Genomic DNA, 15,883 nt, shown 5'->3' with positions numbered 1-15,883 from the left:
ATCCTGCGACAAGGCCGCGCTGGCGGCGGCGGATCGTAGCAACAGCTAAGTTCGCGCCCGCCGCGCGAATTCGAGGTAGGTGGGCCGCCGCCCGGCGGCGAGCGCCTTGGCCTCGTAGCGGGTGCCGGGCCAGCCCGGGAAGGGAGTGCGCCAATCGTCGGCGCGGGCCGCCGTCCAGCGCAGGTCGGGGCAGCGGGCGGCGCGGGCGAGCGTCCAGCCGGCATAATCGTCGATATCGCTGGCGAAGCGGAACAGGCCGCCATCGGCGAGCACGCGGGCGATCTCGGCGAGCGCGGCGTCGGAGACGAAGCGGCGCTTGCGCTGGCGGCGCTTGGGCCAGGGATCGGGATAGAGCAGGTAGACCCGCTCGAGGCAGGCGTCGGGCAGCCGGGCGATCAGCGCGGTGACGTCCTCGTCGCGGATGCGGACGTTGCGCAGGCCGCGCTCGTCCACCGCGCGCAGCAGCTTGACCACGCCGTTGACGAAGGGCTCGGCCCCGACGATCCCGACATCCGGGTGGGCCTCGGCCTGGGCGGCGAGGTGCTCGCCGCCGCCGAAGCCGATCTCCAGCCAGACCGCCCGCGGCGCGAGGCCCGGGAACAGGGTCCGCGGGTCGAGGCGCTCGTGGCCGGGCGGCAGGGCGACGCGCAGGCGTGGCAACAGCTCGGAGAGCCGATGCTCCTGGCCGCCCCGCAGGCGCTTGCCCTTGCGCCGGCCGAAGAAGGCGCGCTCGGGCGCCTCCTCGGGGCCGGCCCCGCCCTCCGCGGCGGGAGGGATCTGCTCCCTCCCGCTCACGAGAGGCTCAGGCGAGGGCCGACTTGAGACGGTCGGCGAGGTCGGTGCGCTCCCACGAGAAGCCGCCATCGGCCTCCGGCGCGCGGCCGAAATGGCCGTAGGCGGAGGTGCGGGCGTAGATCGGCTTGTTGAGGCCGAGCGCGGTGCGGATGCCCCGGGGCGAGAGGTCGAGGGCGTCCATCAGGACGGCTTCGAGCCGGGCCTCGTCCACCGTGCCGGTGCCGTGCAGGTCGACGTAGATCGAGAGCGGCTTCGACACGCCGATCGCGTAGGCGAGCTGGATCGTGGCGCGGCTCGCCAGGCCGGCGGCGACGACGTTCTTGGCGAGGTAGCGCGCCGCGTAGGCCGCCGAGCGGTCGACCTTCGTCGGGTCCTTGCCCGAGAAGGCGCCGCCGCCATGCGGGGCCGCGCCGCCGTAGGTGTCCACGATGATCTTGCGGCCCGTGAGGCCGCAATCGCCGTCGGGGCCGCCGATCACGAACTTGCCGGTCGGGTTGACGTGCCAGGCGGTGCTCTCGTTCACCCAGCCCTCCGGCAGGGCCTTGCGGATGTAGGGCTCGACGATGGCGCGCACGTCGGCCGAATCGAGCGATTCGTCGAGATGCTGGGTCGAGAGCACGATCTGCGTCACCTCGACCGGGCGGCCGTTGGCGTAGCGGACGGTGACTTGGCTCTTGGCGTCGGGGCCGAGCTTGGCGGCGTCGCCCTGCTTCGCCTTGCGGGCGTCGGCGAGGTCCTTGAGGATCTTGTGGGCGTAGTAGAGCGGGGCCGGCATCAGCTCGGGCGTCTCGTCGGCGGCGTAACCGAACATGATGCCCTGGTCGCCCGCGCCCTCGTCCTTGTTGCCGGCGGCGTCGACGCCCTGCGCGATGTCGGCCGACTGGGCGTGCAGGTGGATCGCGACGTCGTTGTGCTTCCAGTGGAAGCCGTCCTGCTCGTAGCCGATATCCTTCACGGCTTCGCGGGTCAGGGCCTCGAGGTCCTTGAAGGTGACCGAATCGGGGCCGCGCACCTCGCCCGCGATGACGATGCGATTCGTGGTGGCGAGCGTCTCGACGCCCAGGCGGGCCTCGGGCATCGCCGTCAGGTAGGCGTCGACCACCGTGTCGGAGATCCGGTCGCACACCTTGTCGGGGTGGCCCTCGGACACGGATTCGCTGGTGAACAGGTAGTCGGAACGCGGCATCGTGGAGCACCCCAGAGCTAGCGGGCGCGTCCTCGTCGCGAGACGTCTGGCCCGAGTGAGGTGCGTATGTCGCATCCGTCACACCGGACGGTCAACCCGAAATAGCGAACGCTTCCGCTATTCCATACGCAGCGGCCGGACGATCAGTCGCTGAGCTTGCGGCTGAGGGTCTGGGCGGCGGCGGCGATGTTGCGGCGCACGGTGTCCGGAAAGTTCTCGCTCACGTGCTTGGCCACCACCTCGGCCAGACCCTGGAGATCGCCGTCGGCGCGGTAGGGTTGCTGGCGGGCCTCGCCGAAGCCGCTCGCCGGGACGTCGTCGAGCCGGGGAGCGCCCTGGAAGAAGTATTCCAGCGGGACGCCGGTCATCCGGGAGAAGATGTCGAGATGCACGGCGCTGATGCGGTTGGTGCCCTTCTCGTACTTCTGCAACTGGGCGGCCGACATGCCGAAGCTCTCGGCCACGCGCCGCTGCGTCAGCGACGCCTTGCGGCGCTGCTCCGCGATGCGCTGACCGACATAGACGTCGCGCTGATCGGTTTTCTGGCCTGCCATAGATGCCCTCGCACTGCCCCCGACTGCGATACGAGCGCGCCCGACCGGAGCCACGGCCAAGCTTACGGCCTCCGGAGCGGTTTGTCACTGCGCAAGCACCGCCACCCTCTCGGGTACGGCTACAATACCAGGTTGTTCGTACCAGACACCACGGAAATTATGGCGTCCCCGGCAGGGCTCGAACCTGCGACCCCAGGTTTCGTACCACCTCGGCTTTCGCCGCCGCCCCGGAGGCCGGGGCGTTCGTGGTCTGGACTATCCCTTCGCCCTGGGCCCGGCTCGAAGCCCGGCCTTTAGGCGCCGCCCGTCTAGTCTCTACACCTTCCCGGACAGGTCGTCCGGGCTTGGCTCGGGATCGGCAGGGCGCGGCGCGCCGTGAGCTTTCCCCGACTTTGAGCGGATCCGCCGCGCGGTTTCCCGGCGCGGCGCCCAATTGCTACGATTTAGGAAACCTGTGCTCTGTCCAGCTGAGCTACGGAGACGTACGCAGGGCTTTTAGCATCGATGGCCGCTGCGGCCAACCGAGCGGCCTCGCTTCTCTTGGTTCGGCGTCGGGATCCGGCGCGGACGCGCGCGGGACGGGACACGGGATGAGCGCAGGACGACGCCGGCGGATTTCCGCCCTCGCGCTGCTCGCCTGCGGTGCGCCGATCCTCGGGCCGGTCCGTCCGGCGGGGGCTGCAGGCCCCTGCGAGGCGGCGCCCGCCCGCGAGGACAGGATCGCGGAGGTCGGACCGCGCGGCGAGATTCGGTTCGCGTCGGGTGCCGACGCCCGGCTCGGCTCCCTGCGCTGGCCCGACGAGCCGGAGGCGGAACGGGCGGCGCGCGACTGGATCGCCGCGTGGCGCGGGCGCCCCCTGCTCGTGATCGCCCGCGGCGAGCCCGACCGCTGGGGCCGGCTGCGGGTCGATGCGAGTCTCGACGAGACCGACCTCGCGGGTGGCCTCGTCGCCGCCGGCCTCGCCGCCGTCGATGCGGGCGAGGGCGACGGCCTGTGCCGCCCGGCCCTCCTCCGGATCGAGGCCGGCGCCCGGGCGCGCGGCCTGGGGCTCTGGGCTCGACCCGTCCTCGACGGCGCGGACGGCGCAGCCCTGCGGGCGCGGGCCGGCCGGTTCGCCATGGTCGAGGGTGTCGTGCGCCATGTCGGCGTGCGCGCGGCGCGCACCTATCTCGATTTCGTCGGCCGGGGGGAGGACGGCCTCACGGTTACCGTGTCGAAACGCACTTGGCGCAGGATGCTCGAACATGGTTTGAGTGCCACCGGGCTCACGGGCAAGCGCGTGCGGGTGCGCGGCGTGATCGAGGTCCGGCGCGGACCGGAGATGGAGATCGCGGCGCCCGAGCTGGTCGAACCGGCCGACGACGCGCCCGCCTCCGTCCGGGCGGCCGAGCCGGACGGGGAACGCGCGCCGCGGCGCTGATTCGACAGGGACGGGCTGTGGGCAGGGCTGTGGATAGGGCTGTGGACAGGAGAGCCGGGCGCGGCGCCGCGCCCCGCCGCGGCCTGCCGATCCTGCGTCGGGCCGCCCTGCTCGCGGCGCTCGCGGGCGCGCTCGCCGGCTGCGCGGGCGAGCAGACCGGCACGGTGCTGGCCCCGGCCGCCGTGAGCGTGCCGCCGGAGGCGCCGCGCACCACCGGCCGCCAGCGCCCGGCCGACGGCGATCACCTCAAGCTCGTCGCGTCCTTCGGCGGCGAGTACCGGGCGCCCGCGGCCCAGCAGCTCCTCACCGAGATCACCGACCGCCTCGTGCGCGCGAGCGAGCGGCCGGACCAGACCTACGTCGTCACCCTCCTCGATTCCTCGGTGATCAACGCCTTCGCCCTGCCCACGGGACGGCTCTACGTCACCCGCGGCCTGCTGGCGCTCGCCTCCGATACCTCCGAGATCGCGGCGGTGCTCGCCCACGAGATCGCGCATGTCACCCTCAGCCACGCCACCGCCCGCACCGAGCTGGAGCTGCGCTCGCAGCTGGTGAGCCGGGTGGTCGCGGACGTGCTGAACGACCCGACCACGGGCGCGCAGCTGCAGAGCCAGTCGCGCTTCGCGCTGGCCCGGTTCTCGCGCGAGCAGGAGCTCGAAGCCGACGCCGTCGGCGTCCGGACGCTGGCGCGGGCCGGCTACGATCCCTACGGCGCGAGCCGCTTCCTCGGCAGCCTCAACCGCACCCTGGCGCTCAAGACCGGGGCCGGCGCGCCGGGCGAGCCCGACATGCTGGCGACCCACCCGGGCACGGCCGAGCGCATCACCCTCGTCACCCGCGCCGCCCGACGGACCGGCGCGCCCGGCATCGGCATCGACGACCGTGCCCGCTACCTCGCGGCGATCGACGGCATCGCCTACGGGGACAATCCGGGCGAGGGCGTGGTGCGGGCCCACCGCTTCATCCATCCGAGCCTCGGCATCGCCTTCGACGTGCCGGAGGGCTTCTCCATCGAGAACACCCGCAACGCGGTGCTCGGCACCACCGGCGAGGGCAGCCGGCGCCTGCTGTTCGATCAGGTCGAGGCCGAGCCCGACCAGAGCCTCGAGGCGGTGCTGAAGGCGACCTGGAACGAGCCGATCGAGCCGAACTCCCTGGAGACCCGCGCCATCGGCGCGAACCCGGCCGCCACCGCGCTGTCGCGGGGCAAGGACTGGACCTTCCGGCTCGCGGCGATCCGTGTGGGCGACACCACCTACCGCATGATCATGGCGGCCAAGGGCGCGACCGATCCGGAGCCGGCCTTCCGGCGCTGGACCGCCAGCCTGCAGCCCGTCTCCCCGGCCGAGACGCAATCCCTGAAGCCGCTGCGCCTGCAGGTGGTGAGCGCCGCCACGGGCGACCCGGAGGACCTCGCCCGCCGCATGGCGGTGCCGGACCGCGCGCTCGACCGGTTCCTCGTGCTGAACGGGCTGGAGCGCGGCGCGGTGCTGAAGCCCGGCCAGGGCTACAAGGTGGTGACGGAGTAACGGGCCGCGCGCCGCGGCCGAACATGCCGGGCCGAGACGTCCGGACGGGAGGACCGATGATCCGTTTCTACTACAATCTCTCGCCGAATCCGATGAAGGTCGCCCTCTGCCTGGAGGAGACGGGCCTGCCCTACGAGCCGGTGCCGGTCGATACCCGCCGGGGCGAGCAATTCGCCGACGACTACCTCGCGGTCAACCCGAACGGGAAGGTGCCGGCGATCGTCGACGGGGCGGTGACGGTGTTCGACTCGAACGCCATCCTGCTGCACCTCGCCGAGAAAACGAGCTGCTTCCTGCCCCAGGGCGAGGCCGAGCGCGGCACCATGCTGTCCTGGCTGATGTTCGTCGCCACCGGCATCGGCCCGTTCTCCGGGCAATGCGTGCATTTCCGCCACTTCGCGCCCCCGGGCCAGGACTACGCGGTGGAGCGCTACAGCTTCGAGGCGCGCCGGCACTGGGGCATCCTCGACGCGCATCTGGCCGACCGGCCCTACATGCTCGGCGCGGAGTACGGGATCGTCGACATGGCCGTGTGGGGCTGGGCCCGGATGGTGCCCTTCGTGCTGGGCGAGGGCGCGTTCTCCGACCTGCCGAACGTGAAGCGCCACCTCGACGCGATCAACGCGCGGCCGGCCGCGCAGCGCGCCGAGGCCCTGAAGGGCCGCCACGCCTTCAAGGCGGAGATGGACGCCGAGGCCCGCGGCCACATGTTTCGGGCGATCAAGGCGGCGCGCTGAGCGCGGCGATCCGGAAGCCGTCGAGCGGGAGGCGGGAATGGCGGGCGGGATCTCCCAGACCGAGTACTGGAACGGCGCGGTCGGCGAGCGCTGGGCCCGCCATCAGGCGGTGCTGGACGCGCTGTTCGCGCCGCTGACGGCGGCGCTGCTGGAGGCCGCGGCCCCGGCGCCCGGCGCCCGCCTCCTCGACATCGGCTGCGGGGCGGGCGAGACCACCCTGCGCGCCGCCCGCGTCATCGGTCCGGCGGGCCAGGCCGTGGGCGTCGACGTGTCGGAGCCGCTCCTCGCCGTCGCCCGCGCCCGGCCCGTGCCGGACGGCGCAGCACCCGTGAGCTGGCTTCTCGGCGACGCCCAGAGCCACGGGTTCGAGCCCGGCTTCTTCGACGCGGCGCTCTCGCGCTTCGGCGTGATGTTCTTCGCCGACAGCCGGGCGGCCTTCGAAAACCTCCGGGCGGCCCTGGTGCCGGGCGGGCGGCTGACCTTCCTCTGCTGGCAGGGCTTGGCCGAGAATCCCTGGGTCTCCGTCCCGCGCGAGGCCGTGCTGGCGCTGGTGCCCGATCCGGGACCGCCGCCCGCCCCCGACACTCCTGGCCCCTTCCGGTTCGCCGATCCGCAATTCGTCCGGGATCTCCTGGCCGGGGCGGGGTTCGGTACGGTCGCCTGCACGCCGGTGCGGCGGCGCGTCCCGCTCGGGCGATCGGAGGACGGGTCCGCCGCGGGCGCGGCGCGGGCGGCGGCCCGGACCGCCTGCGAGCTCGGGCCGGTCTCGCACCTGCTGCGCGAGGCCGAGCCGGAGCTGCGCGAGGCCGCGCTCGCGGCCGTCGCGGAGCGGCTCATCCCGTATGCCGAGGGCGGCACACTGCATCTCGACGCGGCCTGCTGGCTCGTCTCGGCGGCCTGAGCACGCGGCTTTCGTGTGGCGACAGGGACCGCGCGCCTCGCCACGCGGGGCGAACGGCGCTACCATCGCGCCGGACGCGGCCCTGACGAATCGGGACCGCCGGACGCCGGCACGCCCTGGCCAAAAGTCCATCTTGCTTCGACCGCCCAAGTGCCGTTGGCTGGGATGCGCGCCGAACAGAAGCTGACGAGCCCAACGGGCCAGCGAGCCCGAGGCCGCACGGAGGAGACGCCAGACCATGAACAAGCCCGAATTCCTGGCCGAGGCCAAGACCAAGGCGCCGTTCTCGGCGCGCTACGACAATTTCATCGGCGGGCAATGGGTCGCCCCGACGGCCGGCCGCTACTTCGAGAACACCTCGCCGATCACCGGCCGCGTGGTGTGCGAGATCGCCCGCTCGGATGCGCAGGACGTTGAGAAGGCGCTGGACGCCGCCCACGCCGCCAAGGAGGCCTGGGGCCGCACCGCGCCGGCCGAGCGCGCCCGCATCCTCAACAAGATCGCCGACCGGATGGAGGAGAACCTCGATCTGATCGCGCTGGCCGAGACCTGGGACAACGGTAAGCCGATCCGCGAGACCATGAACGCGGACATCCCCCTCGCCATCGACCATTTCCGCTACTTCGCCGGCTGCGTGCGGGCGCAGGAGGGCGCGATCTCCGAGATCGACCACGACACGGTCGCCTACCACTTCCACGAGCCGCTCGGCGTCGTCGGGCAGATCATCCCGTGGAACTTCCCCATCCTGATGGCGGTGTGGAAGGTCGCCCCGGCGCTCGCCGCCGGCAATTGCGTGGTGCTCAAGCCCGCCGAGCAGACCCCGGCCTCGATCCTCGTGCTGATGGAGCTGATCGGCGACCTGTTGCCGCCCGGCACCCTCAACGTGATCAACGGCTTCGGCCTCGAGTGCGGCAAGCCGCTGGCCTCCTCCCCCCGCATCGCCAAGATCGCCTTCACGGGCGAGACGACGACGGGCCGGCTGATCATGCAGTACGCCTCCCAGAACCTGATCCCGGTGACGCTGGAGCTCGGCGGCAAGTCGCCGAACATCTTCTTCGCCGACGTCGCCAACGAGGACGACGACTTCCTCGACAAGGCGCTCGAGGGCTTCACCATGTTCGCCCTCAACCAGGGTGAGGTCTGCACCTGCCCCAGCCGCGCGCTGGTGCACGAGTCGATCTACGACCGCTTCATGGAGCGCGCCGTCAAGCGCGTGGAGGCGATCACGCAAGGGTCGCCGCTCGACCCGGCGACCATGATCGGCGCGCAGGCCTCCTCGGAGCAGATGGAGAAGATCCTCTCCTACATCGACATCGGCCGGCAGGAGGGCGCCGAGCTGCTCACCGGCGGCGAGCGCAACGTGAAGGACGGCGAGCTGGCCGGCGGCTTCTACGTGAAGCCGACCGTGTTCAAGGGCCACAACCGGATGCGGATCTTCCAGGAGGAGATCTTCGGGCCGGTGCTCTCGGTCACGACCTTCAAGGACGACGCCGACGCGCTCTCGATCGCCAACGATACCTTGTACGGCCTCGGCGCCGGCGTCTGGACCCGCGACGGGACCCGCGCCTACCGCTTCGGCCGGGCGATCCAGGCCGGCCGGGTCTGGACGAACTGCTACCACGCCTACCCGGCTCACGCGGCCTTCGGCGGCTACAAGCAGTCCGGCATCGGCCGCGAGACGCACAAGATGATGCTCGACCATTACCAGCAGACCAAGAACATGCTGGTCAGCTACTCCGCGAAGAAGCTCGGCTTCTTCTGAGAGCCACGCTCCCGAGAGACCTTGCCCCGGCCCTGTGCCGGGGCTTTTTCGTCTCGGGAGGCCGCACGGACCGGGCGCGGCCGGATCAGGGACGGCTCGGCCCGCCGGCCGGAAGCCCGGTCTGGGCCGGAGGCGCGCCGGCCGGCGGCAGGCCGGCGCCGCCCGTGATGTTGGCCGGCCCGCCCGGAGGCCCGTCGAAGCCGACGACGCCGGAGGGCGTCCCGGGCGCCGGGCCGGCACCCACGCGCGCGTCGGCCCCGCTCGTCACGGCGCCCGTGCCGGCCCCCGAGGTCGCGCCGGGGATCGGCTCGGCCGAGGCCGGCAGGGCAAGGCCGATCAGCAGGGCTGCGGCCGGGATGCGGGCGCGGGACGGGCTGCGCCGGCGCGGGACGGGATGGGGCATGATTTCTCGCAGGTGCTGACGGGATACGGCGGCCCAACGCCCGGCGGCCCGGAAGGATCGCGCCGGATCGCGCCCGCGAGCGCCATCCACCTTCCGGGAGGCGGCACGCGACCCAGATAAGGCCCCACAGACGCAGAGGAGACGACGCGATGACCCAGGCATCCATCGAGGCCACCACCGCCGAGCAGGCCGACGATGCCGGCACGCCCCTGCGCGTCACCGCCACCCCGGCGGCCCTGGCGCTCATCGACGAATTGCGGGCCGAGTACGGGCCGGTGATGTTCCACCAGTCGGGCGGCTGCTGCGACGGCTCTTCGCCGATGTGCTACCCGCTCGGCGACTTCATCACGGGCGACAGCGACGTGCATCTCGGGCAGGTCGGCGGCGCGGACTTCTACATCAGCCGCACGCAATTCGCGGTCTGGAAGCACACCCACATCATCCTCGACGTGGTGCCGGGCCGCGGGGGCATGTTCTCCCTGGAGAACGGCCGCGAGAAGCGCTTCCACATCCGCTCGCGCCTGTTCAGCGAGGCGGAGAACCGGGCGCTGGAAGGCGCCTGCAAGTTGTAGGCCGGGCACCCGGCCCGAAATACGCGCCGGGCGCTCGACGCGGTCCGGCCGCACGACCCTCTCGCCCGGCGCAGCACGGCGGACGTCTCGCGCGGGCGGCCCGAAGCCGCCGACCGTGCCCCGACCGACGGCGCGTGCCGGATCAGCGCGCCTCGGCGCGCTCGCTGGCCTGACGCTCGGCCCGGGTCTTCTCGTCGGCCGTGAGGCCGGCGAGGGTCTGGTCGAGCCACGCGTCGCTCAGGCCCTGGGACGCGGCCATCAGGTTCCAGGTGGCGGCCTCGATCGGGTTCTTCGGCAGGCCGCGGCCGACCGCGTAGATCCGGGCGATGCGGTTCTGGGCGATGGCGTTGCCGCGCTGGGCCGCGTGCAGGAAATAGCGGGCGGCGCGCGCCTCGTCCTTCGGCACGCCGGTGCCGTTGAACAGCAGGATCGCGAACTCGACCTCGCCCGCGAGATCGCCGTTGTCGGCCGCGCGACGGAACCACTCGGCGGCCTGGGCCGGATCCTTGGGCACCCCGCGCCCCTGGAGGTAGAGCACGCCGAGATCGTGCTGGGCCGGGCCGACCTCGCTCTCGGCGGCCTTGCGGAACAGGGTGGCGGCACGGGCCTCGTCCGGCGCCGTGCCGGTGCCGATCAGCAGCAGCGCGAGGTTGTAGGCGGCCGTCGGCGAGCCGCGCTCGGCGGCAAGTTCCAGCCAGTGCCGGCCGGCCTTGGGATCCTTGGGCACGCCGCGCCCGTCCATCGCCATCAGGCCGAGGGAGGACATCGCGGCCGGGTCGTTCTGCGCGGCGGCGAGCTTGTACCACTCGGCGGCCTTGACGGGATCCTGCCGGACGCCGAGGCCCTGGTTGTAGAGCTCGCCGAGCAGCGTCATCGCGGCGGCATCCTTGCGGTCGGCCTCGATCCGCTTCGTCGCCTCGCGGAAGGCGGTGACGTACTGCCCGCGCTGATAGGCGCCGTAGGCGAAATCCGGCTTCTGCCCCGGCACCGCCGCGGGCAGCGCCCCGCCCACGTAGTTCGCCGTGTAGGGCGTCGGCAGGTCGCGCATCCCCGGCTTCTTCTGCCCGTCGGGCGCGGGCTTGCCCGCGGCGGGCGCGCCGATCTCCGCGGGCGGGCGGGCGGCGTTCTGCGCGGCATGGGCGCCGTGGACGGAGGCGGCGAGGCCCGCGGCCAGCAGCCTCGTCAGGAGCCGCGGCCTCATCGCGCCGTCCCGGCCGCGAGCGCGGCCTGGGCGCGGGCCACGGACTCGGGGCCGGGCAGCCACAACCCGCTCTCGAGGCCGAGGAACTCGGCGCCGGTCGCGACGAGCGCCGGGATCTGCGCCTCCTCGGTCGCCACCGCGATGCAGGGCGTCTCGAAGATCTCCGCCCACCACCCGGCCCGCGCCAGCACGGCGTCCGCCTCGGGCGCCGCGCCGTCGGGGTAGAGGCCGCCGAACATCAGGTAGTCGGCGCCCGCCTCCCCGGCATCCATCGCGGCGTGGCGCGTCTCGAAGCCGCCGGTGCCGAGAATGCGCCCATCGCGCAGGCGCCCGCGCAGATCCGGCAGGTCGTCCGGGCGGTCGACATGCACCCCGTCCGCGCCGCCGCGGGCCGCGAGGCTGACGAGATCGCCCGCATAGCCCGGGCAGGCGACGACCAGGGCTGCCTCCCGCTCCTGGACGACGGGCGCGAGCTGCTTGACGAGGCCGATCAGGCCGCGCTCGTCTCCGGGCGCCAGCCGCAGGATCACGGCGGCGACGTCACCCGCCGCGAAGGCGGCCTCGAGGGCCCCGACCAGGGCTTCGAGGTCGCCGGCCTGGACCCCGTGCGGGGTGAGCAGGGCGAGCCGTGTCGCGGGAGCCGCCATGCCGGTTCTCGTGTCCGTCCTCGTCTCGCGCCGCGTCAGTGTGCGGCCTCGATCTTCGGGTCGAGGGAGCCGCTGGCGTAGCGCTTGGCCATCTCGGCCACGGAGATCGGGCGGATCTTCGAGCCCTGGCCCGCGGTGCCGAACTCCTCGAAGCGCTGGCGGCAGAGCTTCGTCATCGCCTCCATCGCGGGCTTCAGGTACTTGCGCGGATCGAACTCGGAGGGGCTCTCGGTCAGCACCTTCCGGATCTGGCCGGTCATCGCCATCCGGTTGTCAGTGTCGATGTTGATCTTGCGCACCCCGTGCTTGATCCCGCGCTGGATCTCGGCGACCGGCACGCCCCAGGTCGGCTTCATCTGGCCGCCGTACTGGTTGATGATGTCCTGCAGATCCTGCGGCACCGAGGAGGAGCCGTGCATCACGAGATGGGTCGTGGGCAGGCGGCGGTGGATCTCCTCGATCACGTTCATCGCGAGCACATCGCCGTCGGGCTGGCGCGTGAACTTGTAGGCGCCGTGGCTGGTGCCCATGGCGACCGCGAGCGCGTCGACCTTGGTGGCGGCCACGAACTTCACCGCCTCGTCCGGATCGGTGAGGAGCTGGTCGTGCGAGAGCGTGCCCTCGGCGCCGTGGCCGTCCTCGGCCTCGCCCTGCCCGCTTTCCAGCGAGCCCAGCACGCCGAGCTCGCCCTCGACCGAGACGCCGGCCCAATGGGCCATCTTGGAGACGTTGCGGGTGATCTCGACGTTGTAGGCGTAATCGGCGGGCGTCTTGCCGTCGGCCTTGAGCGAGCCGTCCATCATCACCGAGGTGAAGCCGTACTGGATCGCGGTGGCGCAGGTGGCCTCGTCGCTGCCGTGGTCGAGATGCATGCAGACCGGGATGTGGGGGTAGATCTCCACGAGGCCGTCGATCAGCTTGGCCAGCACGATGTCGTTGGCGTAGGCGCGCGCGCCCTTGCTGGCCTGGAGGATCACCGGGGAATCGGTGGCCGCCGCCGCCGCCATGATCGCGAGCCCCTGCTCCATGTTGTTCAGGTTGAACGCGGGCACGCCGTACTCGTGCTCGGCCGCATGGTCGAGAAGCTGTCTCAAGGTAATCCGCGCCATCGTCCCAGCTCCGTCAGAAAATGCTTGTCGCGTACAGGTACAGGCAAGATAGGGGCGCCGCCGCGGCGGCGAACCCCCGAAGGGATCAGGCGCGCGCCCGCAGCGCCTCGACGCCAGGCAGTTCCTTGCCCTCAAGCCATTCGAGGAAGGCGCCGCCCGCGGTGGAGACGTACGAGAAGGTCTCGCCCACGCCCGCGTGGTTGAGCGCCGCCACCGTGTCGCCGCCGCCCGCCACCGAGACGAGCCGGCCCGCGCTCGTGCGCTCCGCCGCGTGCCGGGCCGCCGCCACCGTCGCGGCGTCGAAGGGGGTCAGCTCGAAGGCGCCGAGGGGACCGTTCCAGACCAGCGTCGCCGCCTCGTCGATCGCCGCGTCGATCTCCGCGACCGAGGCCGGGCCCGCGTCGAGGATCATGCCGGACTCGGGCACCGCGTCCACCGGCACGGTCTCGTGCTGGGCGTTCGCCTTGAACTCCGCGGCCACCACGGCGTCCACCGGCAGGATGACCCGGCACTTGGCGGCCTCGGCGGCCTTGAGGATGCGCTGCGCGGTCTCCGCGAGGTCCTTCTCGCAGAGCGATTTGCCGACCGGCAGCCCCTGCGCGTGCAGGAAGGTGTTGGCCATGCCGCCGCCGATCACCAGCATGTCGACCTTGGCGACGAGGTTCTGCAGCAGGTCGATCTTCGAGGAGACCTTGGCGCCGCCGACGATCGCGATCACCGGGCGGCTCGGCGCCTCCAGGCCCTTGGTCAGGGCGTCGAGCTCGGCCTGCATCAGCCGGCCCGCATAGGCCGGCAGGCGGTGGGCGAGGCCCTCCGTCGAGGCGTGGGCCCGGTGGGCGGCCGAGAAGGCCTCGTTGACGTAGACGTCGCCGTTCCGGGCGAGCGCGTCGATGAAGGCCGGGTCGTTCTTCTCCTCGCCCGCGTGGTAGCGGGTGTTCTCGAGGAGCAGCACGTCGCCGTCCTTGAGGGCCGCCACAGCGGCCGCGGCGGCCTCGCCCACGCAATCCTCCGCGAAGGCGACGGGGCGGCCGAGCGCCTGCGCGAGCGCGCCCACCACGGGACGCAGGGAATCCTTCGGCTCGCGCTTGCCCTTCGGCCGGCCGAAATGGGCGAGCAGCACGACCTTGCCGCCCTGGTCGGCGATCTCCCGGATGGTCGGCACCACCCGCTCGATCCGGGTCGCGTCGGTGACGCGCTCTCCCTCCATCGGCACGTTGAGATCGACGCGCAGGAGCACGCGCTTGCCGGCGAGGGACCCGGCGTCGTCGAGGGTGCGGAAGGCGGTCATGCGGGCTCAGCGTCCGGTCAGGAGGTCAGCGCGGGGCGGCGGCCGGATTGGCGCGCGGCGGCAGCAGGGAATCGAGGTTGAGGCGCTGCACCGCGACGGTCAGCACCACGGTGAGCACCGCGGTGATGATGGCGGTGAGCACCAGGGCGCCGGTGCCCGGCAGGCGCCGGGTGCGGTCGGTGAGGCCCCGAACCTCGTTGCGCAGGGCGGCAAGGTCGGATTGCCGGGCGGCCTCGTTCATGCGCGTCGAGGCGTTCTCGACCTTGTCCTCGACGCGGGAGAGCAGCGCCTCGGAGCGGGCGTACTTGTCCTCGATGCGCGAGCACTTGTCCTCGATCCGGGCGAGCTGGTCGAGGAACGGGGTCGAAAGGGTTCCGGCCTGCGGCGCGGCGGGCCCGGGCGCCGCGACAAGAGGAGCGGCCTGCGGGGCGGCAGAAATCGCCGGCGACGCCGGCGGGGCCGCGGTCGGCGGGATGAATCCCGGTTCGGACGGCTTGCTCGGCGCGGCATCGATCATCGGGACATCCTCGTTCGGGCTGGATCCGGCTCGCGACGGGGCTGCGTCGGGCCGGCGGCACCGGGCCTCACGGTATTCGGGCGGGACAGGCACGCCACGGAGCGCGCCCGCGGCCTGATGCGTCCTCGGGATGGCGGCTCCCCGACGCCTGGCGTCCGGCGAGCCGCCCGGGGGCGGTCGGGGCGTAGCGCCGCGACCCGTCCGGAGGCCGCCCGCACCGGCGGACGGCCCGTCGTCCGGCCGATCAGATCAGCTTGGCCATCGCCACGGCCGTGTCGGCCATGCGGTTCGAGAAGCCCCACTCGTTGTCGTACCACGACAGGATGCGCACGAAGGTGCCGTCCATGACCTTGGTCTGGTCGAGGTGGAAGGTCGAGGAATGGGGATCGTGGTTGAAGTCGATCGAGACGTTCGGCCGGTCGGTGACGCCGAGCACGCCCTTGAGCGGGCCTTCCGCCGCAGCCTTGATCGCGTCGTTGATCTCCTGAACGGAGGTCTGGCGCTTGGCCGTGAATACGAGGTCGACCGCCGAGACGTTCGGGGTGGGCACCCGGATCGCGGTGCCGTCGAGCTTGCCCTTCAGCTCCGGAAGCACGAGGCCCACGGCCTTGGCCGCGCCCGTCGAGGTCGGGATCATCGAGAGGGCGGCGGCGCGGCCCCGGTAGAGATCCTTGTGCATCTGGTCGAGGGAGGGCTGGTCGTTCGTGTAGGAGTGGATCGTGGTCATGAAGCCGCGCTCGATGCCCACGGCCGCGTTGAGCACCTGGGCGACCGGCGCGAGGCAGTTCGTGGTGCAGGAGGCGTTCGAGACCACGAGATGGTCGGCCGTCAGCTTGTCGTGGTTGACGCCGTAGACCACCGTGAGGTCGGCCCCGTCGGCCGGGGCCGAGACGAGGACGCGCTTGGCGCCCGCGTCGAGATGGGCCTTGGCCTTGTCGCGGGCGGTGAAGATGCCGGTGCACTCGAGGGCGATGTCGACGCCCAGATCCCGGTGCGGCAGCTCGGCCGGGTTGCGCACGGCGGTGACCTTGATCCGCCGGCCGTCGACGATGATGAAATCGCCCTCGACGGCAACCTCGCCCGGGTAGCGCCCGTGCACGGAATCGTAGCGCAGCAGGTGCGCGTTGGTCTCGACCGGGCCGAGATCGTTGATGGCGACCACCTCGATGTCCTGGCGGCCGGCCTCGTGGATGGCGCGCAGGACGTTGCGGCCGATCCGCCCGAACCCGTTGATGGCTACCTTCACGGTCACGGCGTGACT

Annotated in this window: 16 protein-coding genes; 6 read left to right on the top strand and 10 right to left on the bottom strand. The window is 72.3% G+C overall.

The genetic code is table 11. From position 1 onward, the window contains the following. Nucleotides 1–45: 45 nt before the first annotated feature. The 3 genes from trmB to ACS5RC_RS00900 form a co-directional block, all read right to left on the bottom strand. Complete coding sequence (trmB, locus tag ACS5RC_RS00910) at nucleotides 46–795, bottom strand: tRNA (guanine(46)-N(7))-methyltransferase TrmB (protein WP_478341944.1); 750 nt, start codon at nucleotides 793–795, stop codon at nucleotides 46–48. A 7-nt stretch (nucleotides 796–802) separates the two neighbouring features. Continuing rightward, nucleotides 803–1,981 (bottom strand): methionine adenosyltransferase, encoded by a 1,179-nt coding sequence (gene metK, locus ACS5RC_RS00905; protein ID WP_478341943.1) that lies wholly within the window; start codon nucleotides 1,979–1,981, stop codon nucleotides 803–805. A gap of 143 nt (nucleotides 1,982–2,124) precedes the next feature. Beyond that, on the bottom strand, nucleotides 2,125–2,535 hold the full coding sequence (locus ACS5RC_RS00900) for a helix-turn-helix domain-containing protein (RefSeq protein WP_478341942.1): 411 nt from the start codon (nucleotides 2,533–2,535) through the stop codon (nucleotides 2,125–2,127). Between the two features lie 590 nt (nucleotides 2,536–3,125). On the opposite strand from ACS5RC_RS00900, the gene ACS5RC_RS00895 reads away from it, so the two are divergent. From ACS5RC_RS00895 to adh, 5 genes are all read left to right on the top strand, one after another. Beyond that, nucleotides 3,126–3,956, top strand: a complete 831-nt coding sequence (locus ACS5RC_RS00895) for a pentapeptide repeat-containing protein (protein WP_478341941.1) — start codon at nucleotides 3,126–3,128, stop codon at nucleotides 3,954–3,956. Between the two features lie 41 nt (nucleotides 3,957–3,997). Next, nucleotides 3,998–5,485, top strand: coding sequence for a M48 family metalloprotease (locus tag ACS5RC_RS00890; protein ID WP_478341940.1), 1,488 nt, complete (start codon nucleotides 3,998–4,000; stop codon nucleotides 5,483–5,485). A 56-nt stretch (nucleotides 5,486–5,541) separates the two neighbouring features. Then, nucleotides 5,542–6,222 carry a glutathione S-transferase family protein gene (locus tag ACS5RC_RS00885; protein ID WP_478341939.1) on the top strand — a complete coding sequence of 227 codons (681 nt, stop codon included), beginning with the start codon at nucleotides 5,542–5,544 and terminating at the stop codon, nucleotides 6,220–6,222. A gap of 37 nt (nucleotides 6,223–6,259) precedes the next feature. Then, nucleotides 6,260–7,123, top strand: a complete 864-nt coding sequence (locus ACS5RC_RS00880; RefSeq protein ID WP_478341938.1) for a class I SAM-dependent methyltransferase — start codon at nucleotides 6,260–6,262, stop codon at nucleotides 7,121–7,123. A 238-nt stretch (nucleotides 7,124–7,361) separates the two neighbouring features. Beyond that, complete coding sequence (adh, locus tag ACS5RC_RS00875; RefSeq protein WP_478341937.1) at nucleotides 7,362–8,885, top strand: aldehyde dehydrogenase; 1,524 nt, start codon at nucleotides 7,362–7,364, stop codon at nucleotides 8,883–8,885. A gap of 85 nt (nucleotides 8,886–8,970) precedes the next feature. Here the strand turns inward: adh and ACS5RC_RS00870 are convergent, their stop codons facing one another. Continuing rightward, on the bottom strand, nucleotides 8,971–9,288 hold the full coding sequence (locus ACS5RC_RS00870) for a hypothetical protein (RefSeq protein ID WP_478341936.1): 318 nt from the start codon (nucleotides 9,286–9,288) through the stop codon (nucleotides 8,971–8,973). Nucleotides 9,289–9,437: 149 nt separating this feature from the next. Here ACS5RC_RS00870 and ACS5RC_RS00865 point away from each other — a divergent pair, with 149 nt between their 5' ends. After that, on the top strand, nucleotides 9,438–9,860 hold the full coding sequence (locus ACS5RC_RS00865; RefSeq protein ID WP_478341935.1) for a DUF779 domain-containing protein: 423 nt from the start codon (nucleotides 9,438–9,440) through the stop codon (nucleotides 9,858–9,860). Between the two features lie 142 nt (nucleotides 9,861–10,002). Here the strand turns inward: ACS5RC_RS00865 and ACS5RC_RS00860 are convergent, their stop codons facing one another. The 6 genes from ACS5RC_RS00860 to gap form a co-directional block, all read right to left on the bottom strand. Then, the gene (locus tag ACS5RC_RS00860) at nucleotides 10,003–11,061 is read right to left on the bottom strand and encodes a tetratricopeptide repeat protein (protein WP_478341934.1); all 1,059 of its coding nucleotides are present in this window, start codon (nucleotides 11,059–11,061) and stop codon (nucleotides 10,003–10,005) included. Further along, on the bottom strand, nucleotides 11,058–11,708 hold the full coding sequence (locus ACS5RC_RS00855; RefSeq protein WP_478341933.1) for a thiamine phosphate synthase: 651 nt from the start codon (nucleotides 11,706–11,708) through the stop codon (nucleotides 11,058–11,060). Before ACS5RC_RS00855 ends, ACS5RC_RS00860 begins: the two co-directional genes overlap by 4 nt. 35 nt (nucleotides 11,709–11,743) lie before the next feature. Further along, nucleotides 11,744–12,817 carry a class II fructose-bisphosphate aldolase gene (gene fba, locus ACS5RC_RS00850; RefSeq protein ID WP_478341932.1) on the bottom strand — a complete coding sequence of 358 codons (1,074 nt, stop codon included), beginning with the start codon at nucleotides 12,815–12,817 and terminating at the stop codon, nucleotides 11,744–11,746. Between the two features lie 85 nt (nucleotides 12,818–12,902). After that, nucleotides 12,903–14,105, bottom strand: a complete 1,203-nt coding sequence (locus tag ACS5RC_RS00845) for a phosphoglycerate kinase (protein ID WP_478341931.1) — start codon at nucleotides 14,103–14,105, stop codon at nucleotides 12,903–12,905. Between the two features lie 25 nt (nucleotides 14,106–14,130). After that, complete coding sequence (locus tag ACS5RC_RS00840) at nucleotides 14,131–14,622, bottom strand: hypothetical protein (protein WP_478341930.1); 492 nt, start codon at nucleotides 14,620–14,622, stop codon at nucleotides 14,131–14,133. A gap of 244 nt (nucleotides 14,623–14,866) precedes the next feature. Next, on the bottom strand, nucleotides 14,867–15,874 hold the full coding sequence (gap, locus tag ACS5RC_RS00835) for a type I glyceraldehyde-3-phosphate dehydrogenase (protein ID WP_478341929.1): 1,008 nt from the start codon (nucleotides 15,872–15,874) through the stop codon (nucleotides 14,867–14,869). Nucleotides 15,875–15,883 lie beyond the last annotated feature (9 nt).

The sequence above is a fragment of the Methylobacterium sp. HJ2 genome (assembly GCF_056431005.1).
This window is presented reverse-complemented; position numbering and strand designations above follow the sequence as displayed.

Coding starts and splice junctions, on each gene's coding strand:
- adh (WP_478341937.1), top strand. CDS start 7,362: ATGAACAAGCCCGAATTCCTGGCCGAGGCCAAGACCAAGGCGCCGTTC.
- ACS5RC_RS00880 (WP_478341938.1), top strand. CDS start 6,260: ATGGCGGGCGGGATCTCCCAGACCGAGTACTGGAACGGCGCGGTCGGC.
- ACS5RC_RS00845 (WP_478341931.1), bottom strand. CDS start 14,105: ATGACCGCCTTCCGCACCCTCGACGACGCCGGGTCCCTCGCCGGCAAG.
- ACS5RC_RS00865 (WP_478341935.1), top strand. CDS start 9,438: ATGACCCAGGCATCCATCGAGGCCACCACCGCCGAGCAGGCCGACGAT.
- ACS5RC_RS00860 (WP_478341934.1), bottom strand. CDS start 11,061: ATGAGGCCGCGGCTCCTGACGAGGCTGCTGGCCGCGGGCCTCGCCGCC.
- fba (WP_478341932.1), bottom strand. CDS start 12,817: ATGGCGCGGATTACCTTGAGACAGCTTCTCGACCATGCGGCCGAGCAC.
- ACS5RC_RS00885 (WP_478341939.1), top strand. CDS start 5,542: ATGATCCGTTTCTACTACAATCTCTCGCCGAATCCGATGAAGGTCGCC.
- metK (WP_478341943.1), bottom strand. CDS start 1,981: ATGCCGCGTTCCGACTACCTGTTCACCAGCGAATCCGTGTCCGAGGGC.
- ACS5RC_RS00870 (WP_478341936.1), bottom strand. CDS start 9,288: ATGCCCCATCCCGTCCCGCGCCGGCGCAGCCCGTCCCGCGCCCGCATC.
- ACS5RC_RS00855 (WP_478341933.1), bottom strand. CDS start 11,708: ATGGCGGCTCCCGCGACACGGCTCGCCCTGCTCACCCCGCACGGGGTC.
- ACS5RC_RS00900 (WP_478341942.1), bottom strand. CDS start 2,535: ATGGCAGGCCAGAAAACCGATCAGCGCGACGTCTATGTCGGTCAGCGC.
- ACS5RC_RS00840 (WP_478341930.1), bottom strand. CDS start 14,622: ATGATCGATGCCGCGCCGAGCAAGCCGTCCGAACCGGGATTCATCCCG.
- ACS5RC_RS00895 (WP_478341941.1), top strand. CDS start 3,126: ATGAGCGCAGGACGACGCCGGCGGATTTCCGCCCTCGCGCTGCTCGCC.